General features: G+C 62.7%; 17 protein-coding genes and 3 tRNA genes. 14 read left to right on the forward strand and 6 right to left on the reverse strand.

Going from position 1 to position 16565, the window contains the following annotated elements; genetic code table 11:
- Both mnmA and JHD67_RS18650 read right to left on the reverse strand, forming a co-directional pair.
- Positions 1-810, reverse strand: an 810-nt coding sequence (gene mnmA, locus JHD67_RS18645; protein ID WP_199100700.1) for a tRNA 2-thiouridine(34) synthase MnmA, incomplete at its 3' end; no start/stop codon positions are given.
- On the reverse strand, positions 807-1301 hold the full coding sequence (locus JHD67_RS18650; protein WP_199100701.1) for an NUDIX hydrolase: 495 nt from the start codon (positions 1299-1301) through the stop codon (positions 807-809). The genes JHD67_RS18650 and mnmA, both read right to left, overlap by 4 nt.
- Before the next feature lie 154 nt (positions 1302-1455).
- Between JHD67_RS18650 and clpS the strand changes: the two genes are divergently transcribed.
- Entirely contained in the window at positions 1456-1782 is a 327-nt protein-coding gene (gene clpS, locus JHD67_RS18655; protein WP_199100702.1) for an ATP-dependent Clp protease adapter ClpS, read from the forward strand.
- 61 nt (positions 1783-1843) lie between these two features.
- Positions 1844-4111: an ATP-dependent Clp protease ATP-binding subunit ClpA gene (clpA, locus tag JHD67_RS18660; protein ID WP_199100703.1), complete on the forward strand. Its 2268-nt coding sequence runs from the start codon at positions 1844-1846 to the stop codon at positions 4109-4111.
- A 137-nt stretch (positions 4112-4248) separates the two neighbouring features.
- Here clpA and infA read toward each other — a convergent pair whose 3' ends face one another.
- Together infA and JHD67_RS18670 are read right to left on the reverse strand one after the other, a co-directional pair.
- Positions 4249-4467, reverse strand: coding sequence for a translation initiation factor IF-1 (gene infA, locus JHD67_RS18665; protein WP_019466733.1), 219 nt, complete (start codon positions 4465-4467; stop codon positions 4249-4251).
- Between the two features lie 83 nt (positions 4468-4550).
- The gene (locus tag JHD67_RS18670; protein WP_199100704.1) at positions 4551-4826 is read right to left on the reverse strand and encodes a polyhydroxyalkanoic acid system family protein; all 276 of its coding nucleotides are present in this window, start codon (positions 4824-4826) and stop codon (positions 4551-4553) included.
- 102 nt (positions 4827-4928) lie between these two features.
- Here JHD67_RS18670 and JHD67_RS18675 point away from each other — a divergent pair, with 102 nt between their 5' ends.
- The 5 genes from JHD67_RS18675 (at position 4929) to kdsB (ending at position 10257) form a co-directional block, all read left to right on the forward strand.
- The gene (locus JHD67_RS18675) at positions 4929-5696 is read left to right on the forward strand and encodes an FHA domain-containing protein (protein WP_199100705.1); all 768 of its coding nucleotides are present in this window, start codon (positions 4929-4931) and stop codon (positions 5694-5696) included.
- 99 nt (positions 5697-5795) lie between these two features.
- The gene (gene serC / locus JHD67_RS18680; protein WP_199100706.1) at positions 5796-6881 is read left to right on the forward strand and encodes a 3-phosphoserine/phosphohydroxythreonine transaminase; all 1086 of its coding nucleotides are present in this window, start codon (positions 5796-5798) and stop codon (positions 6879-6881) included.
- A 79-nt stretch (positions 6882-6960) separates the two neighbouring features.
- Entirely contained in the window at positions 6961-8049 is a 1089-nt protein-coding gene (gene pheA / locus JHD67_RS18685) for a prephenate dehydratase (protein ID WP_199100707.1), read from the forward strand.
- A gap of 33 nt (positions 8050-8082) precedes the next feature.
- On the forward strand, positions 8083-9387 hold the full coding sequence (aroA, locus tag JHD67_RS18690) for a 3-phosphoshikimate 1-carboxyvinyltransferase (RefSeq protein ID WP_199100708.1): 1305 nt from the start codon (positions 8083-8085) through the stop codon (positions 9385-9387).
- Positions 9388-9483: 96 nt separating this feature from the next.
- On the forward strand, positions 9484-10257 hold the full coding sequence (gene kdsB, locus JHD67_RS18695; protein ID WP_199100709.1) for a 3-deoxy-manno-octulosonate cytidylyltransferase: 774 nt from the start codon (positions 9484-9486) through the stop codon (positions 10255-10257).
- A gap of 4 nt (positions 10258-10261) precedes the next feature.
- On the opposite strand, the gene JHD67_RS18700 is transcribed toward kdsB, so the two are convergent.
- Positions 10262-10420: a hypothetical protein gene (locus tag JHD67_RS18700; RefSeq protein ID WP_199100710.1), complete on the reverse strand. Its 159-nt coding sequence runs from the start codon at positions 10418-10420 to the stop codon at positions 10262-10264.
- 139 nt (positions 10421-10559) lie between these two features.
- On the opposite strand from JHD67_RS18700, the gene JHD67_RS18705 reads away from it, so the two are divergent.
- The 5 genes from JHD67_RS18705 (at position 10560) to JHD67_RS18725 (ending at position 13832) form a co-directional block, all read left to right on the forward strand.
- Positions 10560-11036, forward strand: a complete 477-nt coding sequence (locus JHD67_RS18705; RefSeq protein ID WP_199100711.1) for a low molecular weight protein-tyrosine-phosphatase — start codon at positions 10560-10562, stop codon at positions 11034-11036.
- A 19-nt stretch (positions 11037-11055) separates the two neighbouring features.
- Positions 11056-12882: an excinuclease ABC subunit UvrC gene (uvrC, locus tag JHD67_RS18710; protein WP_199100712.1), complete on the forward strand. Its 1827-nt coding sequence runs from the start codon at positions 11056-11058 to the stop codon at positions 12880-12882.
- Between the two features lie 50 nt (positions 12883-12932).
- Positions 12933-13541, forward strand: coding sequence for a CDP-diacylglycerol--glycerol-3-phosphate 3-phosphatidyltransferase (gene pgsA / locus JHD67_RS18715; protein WP_199100713.1), 609 nt, complete (start codon positions 12933-12935; stop codon positions 13539-13541).
- 60 nt (positions 13542-13601) lie between these two features.
- Positions 13602-13677 (forward strand) — tRNA-Gly (locus tag JHD67_RS18720).
- Between the two features lie 81 nt (positions 13678-13758).
- Positions 13759-13832: transfer RNA gene (locus JHD67_RS18725), tRNA-Cys, on the forward strand.
- A gap of 717 nt (positions 13833-14549) precedes the next feature.
- Here the strand turns inward: JHD67_RS18725 and JHD67_RS18730 are convergent.
- Positions 14550-14636, reverse strand: a tRNA-Leu gene (locus tag JHD67_RS18730).
- 926 nt (positions 14637-15562) lie between these two features.
- Here JHD67_RS18730 and JHD67_RS18735 point away from each other — a divergent pair.
- The gene (locus JHD67_RS18735) at positions 15563-15808 is read left to right on the forward strand and encodes a hypothetical protein (RefSeq protein WP_199100714.1); all 246 of its coding nucleotides are present in this window, start codon (positions 15563-15565) and stop codon (positions 15806-15808) included.
- A 148-nt stretch (positions 15809-15956) separates the two neighbouring features.
- Positions 15957-16565 (forward strand): response regulator (locus tag JHD67_RS18740; RefSeq protein WP_199100715.1); only part of this gene is annotated, 609 nt, incomplete at its 3' end.

Consider the following 16565-nt stretch of genomic DNA (forward strand, 5'->3'; position numbering starts at 1 on the left):
ACCCTGGGCCACGTAGAGAATATTGCGGGCGACGTCCTTGCCCACCACGTACCAGGCCTCGCCGCTGGCGCCGTGGCGGCCGCCAATGCCCAGGCCGTTGCGCTGGCCGAGGGTGTAATACATCACGCCCTGATGTTCGCCCACGCGCTCGCCTTCGGGGGTGCGCATGGCGCCCGGCTGGGCTGGAATGTACTGGGCCAGGAAGCTGCGGAAGTCGCGCTCGCCGATGAAGCAGATGCCGGTGGAGTCTTTCTTGGCATGGGTGGGCAGGGCGGCATCCAACGCCATCTGCCGCACTTTGGATTTTTCGATCTCGCCTACCGGAAACAACGTGGCGGCCAGTTGTTCCTGGCCCAGCGCGTGCAAAAAGTAAGTCTGATCCTTGGCGGCATCGATGGCGCGCAAGAGCCGATATTGGCCTTCGTGAAAGTCCACTCGCGCATAGTGGCCGGTGGCGATCTTGTCGGCACCGAGGGCGCGGGCTTCGTCCAGAAAGGTCTTGAACTTGATCTCGCGGTTGCACAGCACGTCAGGGTTCGGCGTGCGTCCGGCGCGGTATTCCGCCAGGAAATGCTCGAACACGCCGTCCCAGTATTCGGCGGCGAAGTTGCGAGCATGGAAGGGAATGCCCAGGCGTCCGCAGACAGCGACGGCGTCCTTGCGGTCGGCGTCGGTCGTGCATGGACCATCCCGGTCATCTTCTTCCCAGTTCTGCATGAACAGGCCTTCGACATCGTGGCCGGCCTGCTGCAATAGGAGTGCGGCTACGGAAGAGTCCACACCGCCGGAGATTCCCAGCATCACTTTCACGGGTAACGATCCTCGGCCAGCAGGCTGCCCAGCAGTTCCAGCGGGTAGCGTTGGCCCGCCAGCCAGGCGTCGATGCTCATCAGGACCAGTGGGCTGCGCAGGCGGCTCCCCAGGGCGGCAATCTCCTCGCGTGTCATCCACAGGGCGCGGCGAATGCCGTCATCCAGTGGACGTAGCGGGTCGTGGCTGAGGGCTCGCGCGGCAAAGCTGAAGCGCACCACGCCATCGCCATGCTCGGTGCTGCGCCACTGATGTACGCCGATCAGGTGGTCCAGGGCAACTGTCCAGCCGGTTTCCTCCAGGGTTTCGCGCACGGCGGCGGAAACCAGGCTTTCCTTGTCATCCAAATGACCGGCTGGCTGGTTATAGGCAAGGCGGCCGTTTACTTCCTCTTCAACCATGAGGAAACGATCGCCATCGGCGACTACGCATGCCACGGTGACATGCGGGCACCAGACGGACTGGGCGGAGGAGGTAGCAGAATCGGCCATTGGGGTTATATGGCGCCGGCAACGGCCCTGGAAAAGAGCGCATTGTGCCATCACCTGTAGGCGAGCTGCCCTGTCACGACAGCGAGCCCCCTGGCACAGGCCGGCTCCGGGTCGCGGCGGTATACTTTTCCCCAGGAAATCTCACGTCGAACCCATGGCTCACGAACCCGAACACGAACAAGGCAGCGGCCACGGTCTGGCGCTGGAAACCTCCCGTCCGGAGGTGGCTCGCCCGCCGCTTTTCCAGGTGGTCTTGCTGAATGACGATTTCACTCCGATGGATTTTGTGGTCGAGGTGCTTCGCAGCTTCTTCAGTCTGGACCAGGAGCGTGCCGTACAGGTGATGCTCCATGTCCATACCCGGGGGAAGGGCGTTTGCGGGGTGTTTACCCGGGAGGTTGCGGAAACCAAGGTGGCTCAGGTAAACGAATATTCACGTGCTCATCAACACCCTTTGTTGTGCACTATGGAAAAGCTGTAAACGCCCCCATTTTGTAGCCATCGCGGCGTTGCCGCCTGCCACTCAAGCGGAGTAGGTCCGGATGTTCAGCAAGGATCTCGAGGTCACCATCGGCCAGTGCTACAAGCAGGCCCGCGAGCAGCGTCATGAATTCATGACGGTGGAACACCTGCTGCTCGCTCTTACCGATAACCAGTCGGCGCTGGGCGCATTGCGCGCCTGCGGCGTCGACCTGCCGCGCCTTACGCGCGAGCTGGAAAAAATCATCGCCGAGACTGTGCCGGTATTGCCGCACGGCGACGAGCGTGACACCCAGCCGACGCTGGGCTTCCAGCGCGTGCTGCAGCGCGCGGTGTACCACGTGCAGTCCTCGGGTCGTAAAGAGGTTACGGGTGCCAATGTGCTCGTGGCGATCTTTGGCGAGAAGGACTCGCATGCGGTGTATTTCCTGCATCAGCAGGAGATCACCCGTCTGGATGTGGTCAACTACATTTCCCATGGCATCGCCAAGATTGGCGACGAGCCGTCCTCCAGCATGCCCGGCAGCGAGCGTGAGGGTGAGGAGGGCGAGCCCAAGGGCAATCCGCTGAGCGAGTACGCCAGCAATCTCAATGAGTTGGCGCTGGAAGGCAAGATCGATCCGCTGATCGGTCGCCAGGACGAAATCGAGCGCACCATCCAGGTGTTGTGCCGTCGCCGCAAGAACAATCCGCTCTATGTGGGCGAGGCTGGCGTGGGCAAGACCGCGCTCGCCGAGGGCCTGGCCAAGCGCATTGTCGATGGCGATGTGCCCGAAGTGCTGGAAAACGCCACGATCTGGTCGCTGGACCTGGGTGCGCTGGTGGCCGGCACCAAGTATCGAGGCGACTTCGAAAAGCGGTTGAAGGCGGTCATTGGTCAGCTCAAGAAGCAGCCGGGCGCAATCCTGTTCATCGACGAGATCCACACCATCATTGGTGCGGGTTCGGCGTCGGGCGGCACCATGGACGCAAGCAACCTGATCAAGCCCATGCTGGCCTCCGGCGAGCTGCGCTGCATCGGCTCCACCACCTTCCAGGAATTCCGCGGCATTTTCGAGAAAGACCGTGCGCTGGCTCGTCGTTTCCAGAAGATCGATGTGGTCGAGCCGACGGTTGCCGACAGCGTGGAAATCCTCAAGGGCCTGCGCTCGCGTTTCGAGGAGCACCACAACGTTGCCTATACCAACGAGGCCTTGAAGGCCGCGGTGGACCTATCGGTGAAACACATTCCCGATCGTCTGTTGCCGGACAAGGCCATCGACGTCATCGATGAGGCCGGTGCCCGTCAGCGCTTGCTGCCGGCGGATCAGCGCAGCGGCAAGATCGACGTGCCGGAAGTGGAGTACATCGTCGCCAAGATGGCGCGTATCCCCGCGAAGCAGGTGTCGGCGTCGGATCGCGACGTGCTCAAGAACCTCGAGCGCAACCTGAAGATGGTGGTGTTCGGCCAGGACCAGGCCATCGAGGCGCTCGCGGCTTCGATCAAGATGGCTCGCTCGGGTCTGGCCGATCCGGCCAAGCCGATCGGTTGCTTCCTGCTGGCCGGACCCACCGGCGTGGGCAAGACCGAGGTGACCCGCCAGCTGGCGATGCAGTTGGGCATCGAGATGATTCGCTTCGACATGTCCGAGTACATGGAGGCGCATTCGGTCTCGCGCCTGGTCGGTGCGCCCCCGGGTTACGTGGGCTTCGATCAGGGCGGCCTGCTGACCGAGGCGGTGACCAAGCACCCGCACGCGGTGTTGCTGCTGGACGAGATCGAGAAGGCGCATCCGGATGTGTACAACATCCTGTTGCAGGTCATGGATCGTGGCGTGCTGACCGACACCAATGGTCGAGAGGCCAACTTCAAGAACGTCATCGTGGTAATGACCACCAACGCGGGCGCTCAGCAAGCGTCGCGCCGTGGCATCGGCTTCGTCAAACAGAACCACTCGATGGATTCGATGGAAGTAATTCGTCGTACCTTCACGCCGGAGTTCCGCAACCGTCTGGATGCGATCGTTCAGTTCAATGCGCTGGACTTCGACCATATCTTGCGTGTGGTCGACAAGTTCATCATCGAGCTGGAATCGCAGCTCAGCGAGAAGCACGTGAGCCTGGATGTGGACGCCGATGCCCGCCGCTGGCTGGCCGAGCACGGTTTCGATCCGCAGATGGGCGCGCGTCCGATGGCGCGAGTGATCCAGGAGAAGGTGAAGCGTGCGCTGGCCGACGAGCTGTTGTTCGGCAAGTTGGCCGAAGGTGGCAAGGTGCACCTGACCGTGCGCGACGGCGAGCTGGTGGTGAATACCGAGGCCGCGGAAACCCTGCCGGCCACCGTAACCTGATTCCAGGTTGCCAGGCACAACGAAAAGGCCGCGCACTGCGCGGCCTTTTCTTTCAGGAGACCCACTGGGTCACTGAACGTCATCCTTGGGTCGGAACCGGCGCAAGGATGGCGCGCGGAGCCTAACCCTGGGATGACTTACTTCATGCGGTAAGTGATACGGCCCTTGGTGAGGTCGTACGGGGTCATCTCCACCTTCACCTTGTCACCGGTGAGGATGCGGATGTAATGCTTGCGCATGCGGCCGGAAATATGAGCCGTAATGACGTGGCCGTTTTCCAGCTGCACGCGGAACATGGTGTTGGGCAGGGTCTCTTGAACCGTGCCTTCCATTTCAATGACGTCGTCTTTGGCCATGCTTTCCGGTGGGGGCGATTGCAGCCGTCATGGCCGCGTAAGCGGTCGATTATGCCACGGAAATCCGGCTGGTTAAAGAAACATCAGCCGAAGTGCTCATCCAGCTTGCGGCGGATCTCCTGTTCGACCATGCCCTTGAGGGGCGCCAGCATCATCCCAAGCTCCGCCGAAACCCGTATGGCGTCGCTCTCCACGGCAATGCTGCCGCTCACGCCCGGGCGGGAAAATCGCAAGGTATCGCCCTGCCATTGACCTTCCATGCCGAACTTTTCACGCATGCGGGCGGCCACCTGGTCGACCACGGCGCGGGCCTCGGCCATCGGCAGCTGGTGCGGGCGGGTGATGTCGATCTTGGGCATAAGGGGTTCCTGGTGCGGGCAAACCCACATGGTATGCCAGATACGCTCGGAGAGAACGCGCGCATCTGCTAGAGTCCCGGCGGTCTGACGACTGGTTATCTGATGCGTATCGAGTTCCCCAATTCGGCCCGAGAGGACTTCCATTGGGATGCTCCCGTGATGCGCATCGGCAGTGCGCCGGATAACGATTTGATCCTCGCCGCCCAGCAGGCATCGGCGCATCACCTGCGTATCCAGGCGGATCGCCGGGGCTGGGTGATGCAGGTGCTGCCCGAGGGAGGGCGCGTCTATGTGAACGCGCGCCCGGTGCGTGAGAAAGCGCTGCTTCGTCCTGGCGACATCCTCAGTGTCGGTGACTGCCGCATGCTGCTGCGTGCGGAAGAGGGGCCTGCGCACAGTCTGCCGGTGACGGTGCCCGCCGAGGGGCGCTGCACGGTGGCACTGCGTGCGGTGGCCGGTCCGCTGTCCGGGCGAGTGCTTTCGCTGCAGGATCGCCTGGAGCTGGGGTCGCTGGGGCGCATGCCGCTGGAGCTGCCGCAGGGCGAGGCGGCGTCCTTGGCCATTTTCTGGCGACAGGGGCAGCTGTGGCTGGAGGCCGAGCAGGTTTCCGTGCGCTACCCTTTGCGCGTCAACGGGGTGGCGGTGACGCAGGCAGCCTTGCGGCCGGGTGATCAGGTTGGCCTGGGTATGCATCGTTTCGTCGTGGATGCGCCCGGGTTGGAGCCAGAGCCGGAGCTGGCTAGCCCGGAGCCCGCCGCCGAGCATTTGCCGGAGGAGGACGCTGGCCCTCGCGGTGAGGTGTGGTGGCTGATCGCGACCGCGGCGGTGCTGGCGTTGGGCATTGCGGTGGTGCTGCTGGTTCGTTTCTAAGGCGCCTCTCGGGCTTTTCGAGGGCGCGCTGTTCTCGGTTGACCTTGCCTTGCTGCGACGCGGCATAATGCGGTGATTCCATCCGCAAAGGCGTCGTCAGTGAGCAGACTCTGGAATTTCAGCGCAGGCCCGGCCGCGCTGCCGCAAGCCGTACTCGAGCGGGCCCAGCGCGAGCTGCTGGATTGGCAAGGCTGCGGTGCCTCGGTGATGGAGTTGTCCCATCGAGGCAAGCTTTTCATGAGCCTGGCGCAGCAGGCCGAAACCGATTTGCGCGAGCTGCTGGCGATTCCCGAGAACTATGCGGTGCTGTTCCTCCAAGGCGGTGCGACCCAGCACTTTGCCCAGATCCCCATGAATCTGGCCACCGAGGGTGCGAGTGCGGACTACATCGTCACGGGGCATTGGGGCGAGAAGGCCGCCAGCGAGGCGGCGCCCTATGTGAAGGTGAACGTCGCCGCCAGCAGCAAAGCGGAGCACTACCTGCGGCTGCCCCCGCGCGACACCTGGCAGCTCGATCCGCGTGCGGCCTATGTGCATTACGTGAGCAACGAGACCATTCACGGTGTCGAGTTCCACGATGTGCCGAATGTGGGCGAGGTGCCCCTGGTGGCGGACATGTCCTCCGACATCCTGTCCCGGCCGATCGACGTCACCCGGTTTGGGCTTATCTACGCTGGCGCCCAGAAGAACATTGGTCCGTCCGGACTGGTGGTGATGATTGTCCGGCGTGACCTGTTGGAGCGGCCCGCGCGCCCCATGGCGCGCATCTTCCGCTATGCGGACCACGCCGCGAACGACTCCATGCTCAACACGCCCAATACCTGGGGCTGGTATTTGGCGGGACTTACCTTCCAGTGGCTCAAGGAGCAGGGCGGCCTGAAGGCCGTGGGTGAGCGCAATGCCGCGAAGGCTGGCTTGTTGTACGACGCGATCGATGGCTCCGGCGGCTATTACCGTAGCCCGGTAGAGCCTTCGGCGCGCTCGCTGATGAATATCCCCTTTACCCTGCACGACAGCGCGCTGGACGCCGACTTTCTCAAAGAATCGGAGTCGGCTGGCCTGCTTGCATTGAAGGGTCACAAGGCGCTGGGCGGCATGCGCGCATCGATCTACAACGCCGTGCCGTTGGAAGCAGTACAGGCCCTGGTGTCCTTTATGGGGGATTTCGCAAAACGTCACGGATGAAACCGTTGCGAATCGGGTTGTCTATGGCCGACTATCCCTGGTTCCCCGTTTAGACTGCTTTCCCTCCAGAACCATTGACATGACCGATAAGAAATCCTCGCTCTCCGAAGTGCGTGAGCACATCGACAGCATCGATCAGCAGATTCAGAAGCTGATCTCCGAGCGCGCCGGCTGGGCGCAGGAAGTGGCCCGAGTGAAGGGCGAGGGGCTTTCGGCGATCGACTATTACCGACCCGAGCGCGAGGCCCATGTGCTGCGCATGGTGGTGGATCGCAACGATGGCCCGCTCTCAGACACGGAAATGGTGCGTTTGTTTCGCGAAATCATGTCCTCGTGTCTGGCGCAGGAGGATCCTCTCAAGGTGGGCTTCCTTGGCCCAGAGGGCACCTTTAGCGAGCAGGCGGTGCGCAAGCATTTCGGTCACGCTGCCTATGGCCTGCCGCTGGGAAGCATTGAGGAGGTGTTCCAGGAGGTGGCCGCGGGACACGCTGATTTCGGCGTGGTGCCAGTGGAGAACTCCGGGCAGGGCATGATCCAGGTCACCCTGGATATGTTCCTTACCTCCGATGCCACCATCTGCGGTGAGGTCGAGCTGCGCGTGCATCAGTGCCTGCATTCGTTGCAGGGTCAACTGGAGAGCATCAAGCGCGTCTATGCGCATGCGCAATCGCTGCAGCAGTGCAAAACCTGGCTGCGCATCAATCTTCCGGGCGTGGAGTGCATTGCGGTAAGCAGCAATGCGGAAGCGGCGCGGCTGGCGCGCCACGCGGACGATGCCGGCGCGATTGCCGGCGAAACCGCTGGGCGCGTGTATGGCCTCAAGACCGTGGCGCAGGCGATCGAGGATCGCGCGGACAACACCACGCGCTTCCTGGTGATTGGGCGCTCGCTGTTTCCGCCGTCGGGCAACGATCGCACCTCGCTGCTGATCACCGTCAACGACAAGCCTGGCGCGCTGTATCACGTGCTCAAGCCGTTTGCCGAGCACGACATCAGCCTCAACCGCATCGAATCCCGTCCCGCGCATTCGGGCAAGTGGCAGTACGCGTTCTTCATCGACGTTTCCGGCCACATCAACGACGAGCCGATGCAGGCTGCCCTGAGTGAAATGGGCGAAGCGGCGGCTCAAGTACGCGTGCTCGGCTCCTACCCGGTGGCGCTGCCCTGATATTTGTTGGGCGGCCAGTGGTCGCCTGTGGAGATGTTCGTGACTCGACTCGACTGGACCAGTCAGGCCGGCGGTGCGCTGCATGGCAGTGTGCGCGTGCCTGGCGACAAATCGGTATCGCATCGCGCCCTGATGTTGGGTGCGCTGGCGGATGGCACGTCGCATATCCGGGGCTTCCTGGAGGGCGAGGACACCCGCGCCACGGCCGCCGTGCTGCATCAGCTTGGCGTGCGTATCGAAACGCCTGCCGATGGCGAGCGTTTAGTGCACGGCGTGGGGCTCCACGGTCTGCGTGGTGCTGGCGAATCGCTCGATTGCGGCAATGCCGGCACCGGCATGCGCCTATTGGCGGGGCTGCTGGCGGGGCAGGCTTTCGACAGCACCCTGGTGGGTGATGAGTCGCTCTCCAAGCGCCCCATGCGCCGAGTCACTGAGCCGTTGGCGCTGATGGGCGCGCAGATCGATACGCAGGATGGATTGCCGCCGCTGCGCGTGCGTGGCCGCCATGCCTTGCATGGCATTCGTTACACGTTGCCGGTGGCGAGTGCGCAGGTGAAGTCCGCGCTGCTGCTGGCGGGTCTCTACGCGGATGGCGACACCGAAGTGCTGGAACCGCATCCCACGCGCGATTACACCGAGCGCATGCTTGCCGCCTTCGGCTGGCCGATCGAGTTCACCCCGGGCTATGCGCGGCTGAGTGGCGGTCATGCGTTGCGCGCCACTGACGTGGACGTGCCTGCGGATTTCTCTTCGGCGGCGTTCTTTCTGGTGGCGGCGAGTATCGTCCCGGGGTCGAAGCTGCGCCTGCCTGCCGTGGGGCTCAATCCACGCCGCACGGGTCTGCTGGCGGCATTGCGTCTGATGGGCGCCGATATTCGCATTGAGAATGAGCGCGAGAGTGGTGGCGAGCCGGTCGGTGACCTTGTGGTGACGTACGCCCCTTTGCACGGCATTGAGTTGCCCGAGGCGCTGGTGCCGGACATGATCGACGAATTCCCGGCGCTATTCGTCGCGGCGGCGGCTGCGAAAGGTCGCACCGTGGTGCGTGGTGCCGCAGAGCTGCGGGTAAAGGAATCGGACCGTATTGCCAGCATGGCAAATGGGCTGCGCGCCCTGGGCGTGACCGTCGAAGAGGCGCCGGATGGCGCGTCTATCGAGGGTGGAGTCATCGGCGGCGGCACCATCGATAGCCACGGCGACCATCGCATCGCGATGAGCTTTGCGGTCGCGGGTCTGGTCGCGGAAGGGGCGGTGCGCATCCGTGATTGCGCCAACGTCGCCACGTCGTTCCCTGGATTCCTTGAACTGGCCAATGGCTGCGGCTTTCATCTGGCCTGATATTGCGCGATGGGCGACCGTTTAGGTTCGCGTCGCGCAAGGCTCCTAAGAAAGCACGTTTGCGGGTAGGCTTGGCGGCCTGTCACTGAGGTCGCCATGCCCCACGCCCATCCGCCCTTCATTGTCGCCATTCCTGCCCGCTACGGCTCCACGCGGCTGCCGGCCAAGCCGCTGCGCGCGATTGGCGGCGTGCCGATGGTGGTTCGAGTGGCGCGGCGGGCACTGCAAGCGGGCGCCTCGCAGGTCGTGGTGGCCGTGGATGATCCGCGCATTGCCGATGCGCTGGCGGGCCAGGGCGTGGAGGTGTGCATGACGCGCACGGATCATGCGTCTGGCAGTGATCGCCTTGCGGAGTGCGCACTGCATTACGGATGGGCGGATGACCACATTGTGGTCAATCTGCAGGGTGATGAGCCGTTTGCGCCGGCGGCGGGCATTCGCGAGGTAGCGAGGGCGCTGGCCGATGATGATGCCCCCATGTCCACCTTGGCGACGCCAATCGAGGATGCCCACGAGCTGTTCGATCCGAATGTGGTGAAGCTGGTGCGCAGCGCGCAGGGGCGTGCCTTGTACTTCAGCCGTGCGCCGATGCCGTGGGCGCGCGATGCGTTCGCGGCGGATCGGGCGACCCTGCCGGCCGAGGTGCCGTTCCTGCGTCATATCGGTATCTATGCTTATCGCGCAGGCTTCTTGAAACGCTACGCGACACTCACCCGTACCCCATTGGAGCAGGCCGAGTCCCTGGAGCAGCTGCGCGTGATGGAGCATGGTCACGCCATCGCCGTGCGCCTCACTCCCGAGCCGTTCCCGCCGGGCATTGATACCGAGGCGGATCTCGAGCGCGCTGAGCGCTGGCTTGCTCAGCAGTAAGGGCTTAGCGGCGTCGCCGCACCAGCCATACGAAGGCGGCCGCGAGTACCACGCCGACGGCCAGGCCGATGCCGGCGCCCCATGCGGCGCCGCCATTGCCGCCCACGGCCCGGCCCATGAAAAAGCCCAGCACGAACAAGATCGGTAGCGGTAGACAGCCCATAGAAAGTCCCTGGCGTTAAGGTGCCCGATTGTCTGTCGTGACGCTATTGGCGTTGTGACTTGTATCGACGCCCATGTGCCCATACTCCATCGAATGGTGCGCTTGATTGGCTGCGCTTTTGTTCGCCAGGATAGTCTTGATGTCCACCCGTAGTTCGACGGCCTCCGTGCTGTTTGTGTGCCTGGGAAATATTTGCCGCTCTCCATTGGTGGAGGCGGTGGCGCGCCAGCGCAGCGCGCAGGCCGGGCTTGCCGTTACCTTCGCTTCCTGCGGCACGGGCAACTGGCATATCGGCAAGGGTGCGGATCCGCGCATGGTGCGCGCCGCGGCGGCTGCCGGCTACGACCTCTCCCCGCATCGAGCCCGTCAGGTGCGCGGAGAGGATTTCAACGCCTTCGACTGGGTGCTGGCCATGGATTGCGACAACCTGGAAACCTTGGTGTCGGTGCGCGACGGCCGGGGTGCGCCCGCCGAGTTGTTTCTGCCGTGGTCCGGGCTACGCACGCCCATGGAATTTCCCGATCCTTACTTCGGTGACATGCAGGGGTTCCAGGAGGCTGTCGCGCTGGCCGAGCGCGGTGTGGACGGCCTGATCAGCCGCCTTCGCGCCCCCTGAAAGCCGCTAGAATCTCTGGATGCAGCCCGATACGCCGCAAGCCTTCGACGGTAAGGCCTTCGTCAAAACGCTAACGACTTCGCCCGGTGTCTACCGTTACTTCGATGCGGATGGCGACCTGCTGTATGTAGGTAAGGCCGGCAGCCTCAAAAAGCGGGTGGGGAGCTACTTTCTAAAGCCGCGCATGGAGCCGCGTATCGCGGCCATGGTGGCGCAGATCGAGCGCGTAGAGATTACGGTGACGCGTACCGAGGGCGAGGCGCTGCTGCTGGAGTCGCAGCTCATCAAGTCGCTCAAGCCGCGCTACAACATCCTGCTGCGCGACGATAAGAGCTACCCCTATATCTATCTGTCGGGCGGCGAGGATTACCCGCGCCTGGCGTTTCATCGTGGCGCGCGGAATTTGCCAGGGCGCTATTTCGGCCCGTATCCCAGCACCTTTGCCGTGCGCGAAAGCCTGAACTTGATGCAGAAGTTGTTCAAGGTGCGCCAGTGCGAGGACAGCTATTTCAAGAACCGTTCGCGCCCCTGCCTGCAGCATCAGATCGGACGTTGCACGGCGCCATGCGTGCAGTTGATCACGGTAAGCGACTATCGCAATGACGTTCGTCATGCGGAGATGTTTCTCGAGGGACGTAGCAGTGCGGTGATCGATGAGCTGGCGGGGCAAATGGAGCATGCCAGTAAGGCGCTGGAGTTCGAGCGCGCGGCAGCTCTGCGGGATCAGGTGGCGGCCTTGCGCAAGCTGCAGGCCGAGCATCACGTTCAGGGCGCGAGCGCGGATATGGATGTGCTGGCCTGCCGCATTGAGGCCGGCATGGCGTGCGTCAGCGTGCTGTTCTTCCGTAACGGCATCAGTCTGGGGACGCGAGATTTCTTTCCGCGCCTGCCGCTGGATGCCGAGCCTGCTGACGTGCTCGAACAGTTCATCGCCCAGTATTACCTCGGGCGGCCCGTGCCGCGTGAGTTGATTCTGGGTGAAAGCCTGCCGGACCAACAAATTCTGGCCGAACTGCTGGCCGAGCAGTCGGGTCACGGGGTGGAGTTGAAATCCAGCGTGCGCGGGGAGCGAGCGCGCTTCTTGCAGATGGCCGAGCGCAACGCGCAGGCGTCGCTTACGGCGCGCCTGGCCAGCCGGCAAACGCTGGGGGCCCGCTTCGATGATTTGCAGCGCGTGCTGGAGTTGGACGAGTCGCCGCGTCGCATCGAGTGTTTCGACATCAGTCATACCCAGGGCGAGTTGACCGTGGCGTCCTGCGTGGTGTTCGGCCCGGAGGGGCCGGAGAAATCCCATTACCGACGCTTCAATATCACCGGTATCACGCCAGGAGATGACTATGCGGCCATGCATCAGGCGCTGGTGCGGCGTTTCCGCAAGGTGGCCGAGGGCGAGGGTGCCAGGCCTGATGTATTGCTGATCGACGGCGGCGACGGTCAGGTCAGGCAGGCACTCGATGTACTGCAGGAGCTGGGGATCGCCGGTATCCATGTGGTGGGTGTCGCCAAGGGGCCGGGGCGTCGTGCCGGCGAAGAAACCCTCGTGCTGGCGGACTCCGGTCGCAATTTGCATCCGGGTTCTTCCTCGCCGGCCCTGCATCTGGTGGCGGCTGTGCGCGACGAGGCGCACCGCTTTGCCATCAGTGGGCACCGAAAGCGCCGCGAGAAGGCGCGTGAGCGTAGCGTGCTGGAGGATGTGCAGGGCGTGGGGGCGCGTCGCCGCTCGGCCCTGCTCAAGGCGTTTGGCGGGTTGGCGGGCGTGGAGGCGGCGGGCGTGGAGGAGCTGATGCAGGTCAAGGGGATTGATCGCGGATTGGCCGAACGCATTTATGCTGTGCTCCACGGCTAGGTGGCATTGATGCACCCGCGCTTGTAGCAGAACTCATTCGGATCGAATTTATGCGCATCAATCTGCCCACCTGGCTCACCCTGTTCCGCGTTCTGCTGCTACCCGTCATGGTGGTGGTGTTCTATTGGCAGTTTCCCGGGCACAACATCACCGCGGCCATTGTCTTCGTGCTGGCGGCGCTTACCGACTGGCTGGATGGCTACCTTGCGCGCCGTCTCAATCTCACCTCGGCCTTTGGTGCCTTCCTTGATCCTGTCGCCGACAAATTGATGGTGGCGGTGACGTTGTTCCTGCTGGTGGAAACGCATCGTGGCGGCTGGCCCGGCATCTTGATGGCGGTGACGGCGGCGATCATCGTGGGACGCGAGATCAGCGTGTCCGCACTGCGTGAGTGGATGGCCGAGATCGGCATGCGCGCCACGGTGAAAGTGGCCTTTATCGGCAAGCTGAAAACCGTCATGCAGATGGTGGCCCTGGTGGTGCTGATTGTGCAGCACGAAAAAAGCGCCGAAGCGCTTCGGCTGTACCACATCGGCGAGGCCTTGCTGGTCATTGCCGGCGTGCTCACCATTTGGTCGGGGCTGCTTTATTTGCGCGCTGCATGGCCCAGTCTCAAGGGCGATGGGCGGCCGATGGTGCTCCCGCGCGACGAAGACTGAATTATTTCATGACGGGCGCTTGACGGCCCGCGATAACTCATTACAATGCGCGACTCCGATGCGGGAATAGCTCAGTTGGTAGAGCACGACCTTGCCAAGGTCGGGGTCGCGAGTTCGAGTCTCGTTTCCCGCTCCAGTTTTTGACAAAACCTCGGAATGCCGAGGTTTTGTTTTTTGAAGTGCAGCGTAATGTTTCGCGTTACGATGTACGCGCAATGGCCAGGTGGCAGAGTGGTCATGCAGCGGCCTGCAAAGCCGTCTACGCCGGTTCGATTCCGACCCTGGCCTCCATTGCGCAAAAAACAACCCGCCTTATGGCGGGTTTTTTTTGGCCGAAACGTCTTGGCTAAGACCGCGGCATCTCTTGCTGATTCCGATGGTGCCTTGGGCATTTGAGTCAATCCTCCCTGGAGTGGGACGTGTTGAGCAAGGCCAGCCATTTCTCCTCGCCGGCAAGCAGGCTGTTCCCCAGGCGTGAACAGCTGAAGCCGCACCCTCCATTTCCCTTCGGTTGAAACGCCATCCTTGTGCATGGCCGATACGATTTGATGTTGCTGCCGTATGTTCCGTAGCGAGAGCGTGAGGTGCGCTAGGTGCTCGGCGACGAAGTAAATGCGTTGCCTCGGCGCGGCTGAGGGCTGGAAACGCGTCCTCGTCGACCTAGCCATAGCGCAGCGTATCTATGGCAGCCGGTTAGTCGGCGCTCCCGGCAACCAACGTTTGCATCTCAATGATGTCCGGGCTTGCGCGACGTTCGGCGGCAGGGGATCGCGCTACTGCGTGAGCATCACGCCGGCGCCTTTTTGCCCTGACTGTGCAGTAGCGTGGTAGGTGATGCAACATCCCTTCGGGTTGCGGGTCGGCGCAGGCGTTGCGTGGCAAGGTTGGCCGGTGCGAGTGGCCTGCACGGCGGGTGCCTCGATGGCTTTCGGGTTGCAGGGGCCTGCCCATACGGACCAAAGCCCGGGCTGCGGACCAAAACACGCTTTCTGGATTAGCCCCAATCCTTGGTGCCCGGAGCGGGGATCGAACCCGCATAGCCTTGCGGCTGAGGGATTTTAAGTCCCTTGCGTCTACCAGTTTCGCCATCCGGGCTTGGGCGGAAGGAGGTGCATGCTATCACGCGCCATCGCATGAGCTGCATGGAGCCGGGTATAGTCGCCGCGGGCGCCGGCCAAGGTGCAGGGTACTTGCCCCTGTTTTGACGCCTCGGGCGCCCCTTGTGCACCTGTGCATCCCTTGTTATCGGAGTAGGCTTGAATTTCGACGGAGGACGGCGTTATGTGGATCTGCATCGGTTGCGACGCTCGCTTGACGGCCAAGGACGCCCCGCCGGGCATAGATGATGCAGGTGCCCATTTCATTTGTCCGCAATGCAGTGAGCGTAATCATCTTCGCGATTTAGGCGGGGTAACGAGTGAGTCTGCCTCTCTCGATCAGGCAGATTTCGCCGCTTGACATGAGGCATCGCCGCTGGCGCCATGCACGCGAAGCCCTCACTGACGGCCTGCCTGGTGATGCGGTCGATCGTGGAGTGCTTTGGGTCATCTCGCATGGGTGTAAAGAACGCGCGCTGCGTGTTGTTTAACTCGCTGGGCGATGGACTCGCGCGTTCGCGCTGATGTGTTGGGCATCGGTGCTATGTATGTTGACGTCCACCGGCTACGGCTACGGCTACGGCTACGTCGCTACGTTCCCGCGCGTTGGCTCATGGTGTGGGTATGAATCTCTTTCATGGGCATTCGCCAGTCATCCAGTCCGCGCATTCATTGCATCTGGTGTGCGGCGCTTGGCGGCGCTCGTGCGTACTCGTTGGGCAGTGTTTGCGGCGGCGTACTTCGACGCTATGCATTACGTATTTTATGCGTGCTGCCATTGGTGCTGGCGCGCTTGCTTCAGCCCAATGAGTTGCAGTCGGTATCGCGTGTCACTTGATTGCGGTGGGGGCTTTAGCGCTCTGTCGCGCTCCCCTTGCTGGGTGGTATAGCCTTTGCTGAGGTTCTTTCATCAGGGGAGCAGTCATGAGTGTGGTCAGGTTTCTTGGGCCCTATGACGATCGGGTCGCTGCCGAATTGCCCGAAGGTTATGTCGTCGGCACGTGTGTCGGTGAATGCGTACTCGCGCACGGGGCATCCATTACGGGTGTGCAGCGACGAGCGGGTGAACAGCAATGGCTGGATTGTGAAGGCCGTGTGATGACGGTGCAGATCGAGGATATCGATCTGGATGAAGCAGGTTTGCGTAACTGGTCTACCGGGGTCGAGTGATTGCCCCGCAGATTTGGGAATGATCTTGTAGGTGGCTCGCTGATCATGCCGTAGGGTTCTATGGTTCAGCGCGATTCGTGCGCAGTGGGCGCTTGCATAGCTTCCTGGCGCGTCCTATGTTCGATGAATCATTCCAAGGAGGGCGCCTGTGATCAAAGTAGTGCTGGTTGACGATCACGAGTTGGTACGCACGGGCTTCAGGATGATCCTGCAGCAGCAGCCAGACATCTACATCAGTGGTGAGGCGGGTACGGCGGAAGAGGGTTTGCGCCTGATCCGCGCGCGCGCGCCAGACATTGCACTGGTGGACGTCCATATGCCGGGTATGAGCGGCATTGAACTGACCGAGCGCGTGGCGCGCTCCAAGATGTCGACGCACGTCATCATTGTCACGGTTGTGGATGATGCGCGTTTTCCCAAGCGTCTACTTGATGCGGGTGCCTTGGGTTATCTCACCAAGGGCTGCACCTCCGAGGAACTTTTGGAGGCTGTGCGGCAGGTCGCTTCGGGGCGTCGTTATCTTGCACCGGCAGTGGCTCAGCAGTTGGCGTTGGCCACGCTCGACGGTGAGGGGTCACCGTTCGATGCTTTGTCCAGTCGCGAGCTCGAGGTGGCCATGATGTTGGTGCGCGGCAGGCCGCTCACCATGATTGGCGAGCAGTTGAATCTTAGCCCCAAGACTGTGTCGACCTACAAGCAGCGCCTGATGGAGAAGTTGCAGGTGGATCACGTGATCAGCCTGGCGCATCTCATGACC

The sequence above is a fragment of the Dyella sp. ASV21 genome, assembly GCF_016428975.1.
Taxonomy (GTDB): domain Bacteria; phylum Pseudomonadota; class Gammaproteobacteria; order Xanthomonadales; family Rhodanobacteraceae; genus Dyella.

Excerpts from the sequence above, each read along its gene's own strand:
- JHD67_RS18650 (WP_199100701.1), bottom strand. The coding sequence starts at position 1,301 with ATGGCCGATTCTGCTACCTCCTCCGCCCAGTCCGTCTGGTGCCCGCAT.
- clpS (WP_199100702.1), top strand. The coding sequence starts at position 1,456 with ATGGCTCACGAACCCGAACACGAACAAGGCAGCGGCCACGGTCTGGCG.
- clpA (WP_199100703.1), top strand. The coding sequence starts at position 1,844 with ATGTTCAGCAAGGATCTCGAGGTCACCATCGGCCAGTGCTACAAGCAG.
- infA (WP_019466733.1), bottom strand. The coding sequence starts at position 4,467 with ATGGCCAAAGACGACGTCATTGAAATGGAAGGCACGGTTCAAGAGACC.
- JHD67_RS18670 (WP_199100704.1), bottom strand. The coding sequence starts at position 4,826 with ATGCCCAAGATCGACATCACCCGCCCGCACCAGCTGCCGATGGCCGAG.
- JHD67_RS18675 (WP_199100705.1), top strand. The coding sequence starts at position 4,929 with ATGCGTATCGAGTTCCCCAATTCGGCCCGAGAGGACTTCCATTGGGAT.
- pheA (WP_199100707.1), top strand. The coding sequence starts at position 6,961 with ATGACCGATAAGAAATCCTCGCTCTCCGAAGTGCGTGAGCACATCGAC.
- aroA (WP_199100708.1), top strand. The coding sequence starts at position 8,083 with ATGTTCGTGACTCGACTCGACTGGACCAGTCAGGCCGGCGGTGCGCTG.
- kdsB (WP_199100709.1), top strand. The coding sequence starts at position 9,484 with ATGCCCCACGCCCATCCGCCCTTCATTGTCGCCATTCCTGCCCGCTAC.
- JHD67_RS18700 (WP_199100710.1), bottom strand. The coding sequence starts at position 10,420 with ATGGGCTGTCTACCGCTACCGATCTTGTTCGTGCTGGGCTTTTTCATG.
- JHD67_RS18705 (WP_199100711.1), top strand. The coding sequence starts at position 10,560 with ATGTCCACCCGTAGTTCGACGGCCTCCGTGCTGTTTGTGTGCCTGGGA.
- uvrC (WP_199100712.1), top strand. The coding sequence starts at position 11,056 with ATGCAGCCCGATACGCCGCAAGCCTTCGACGGTAAGGCCTTCGTCAAA.
- pgsA (WP_199100713.1), top strand. The coding sequence starts at position 12,933 with ATGCGCATCAATCTGCCCACCTGGCTCACCCTGTTCCGCGTTCTGCTG.
- JHD67_RS18735 (WP_199100714.1), top strand. The coding sequence starts at position 15,563 with ATGAGTGTGGTCAGGTTTCTTGGGCCCTATGACGATCGGGTCGCTGCC.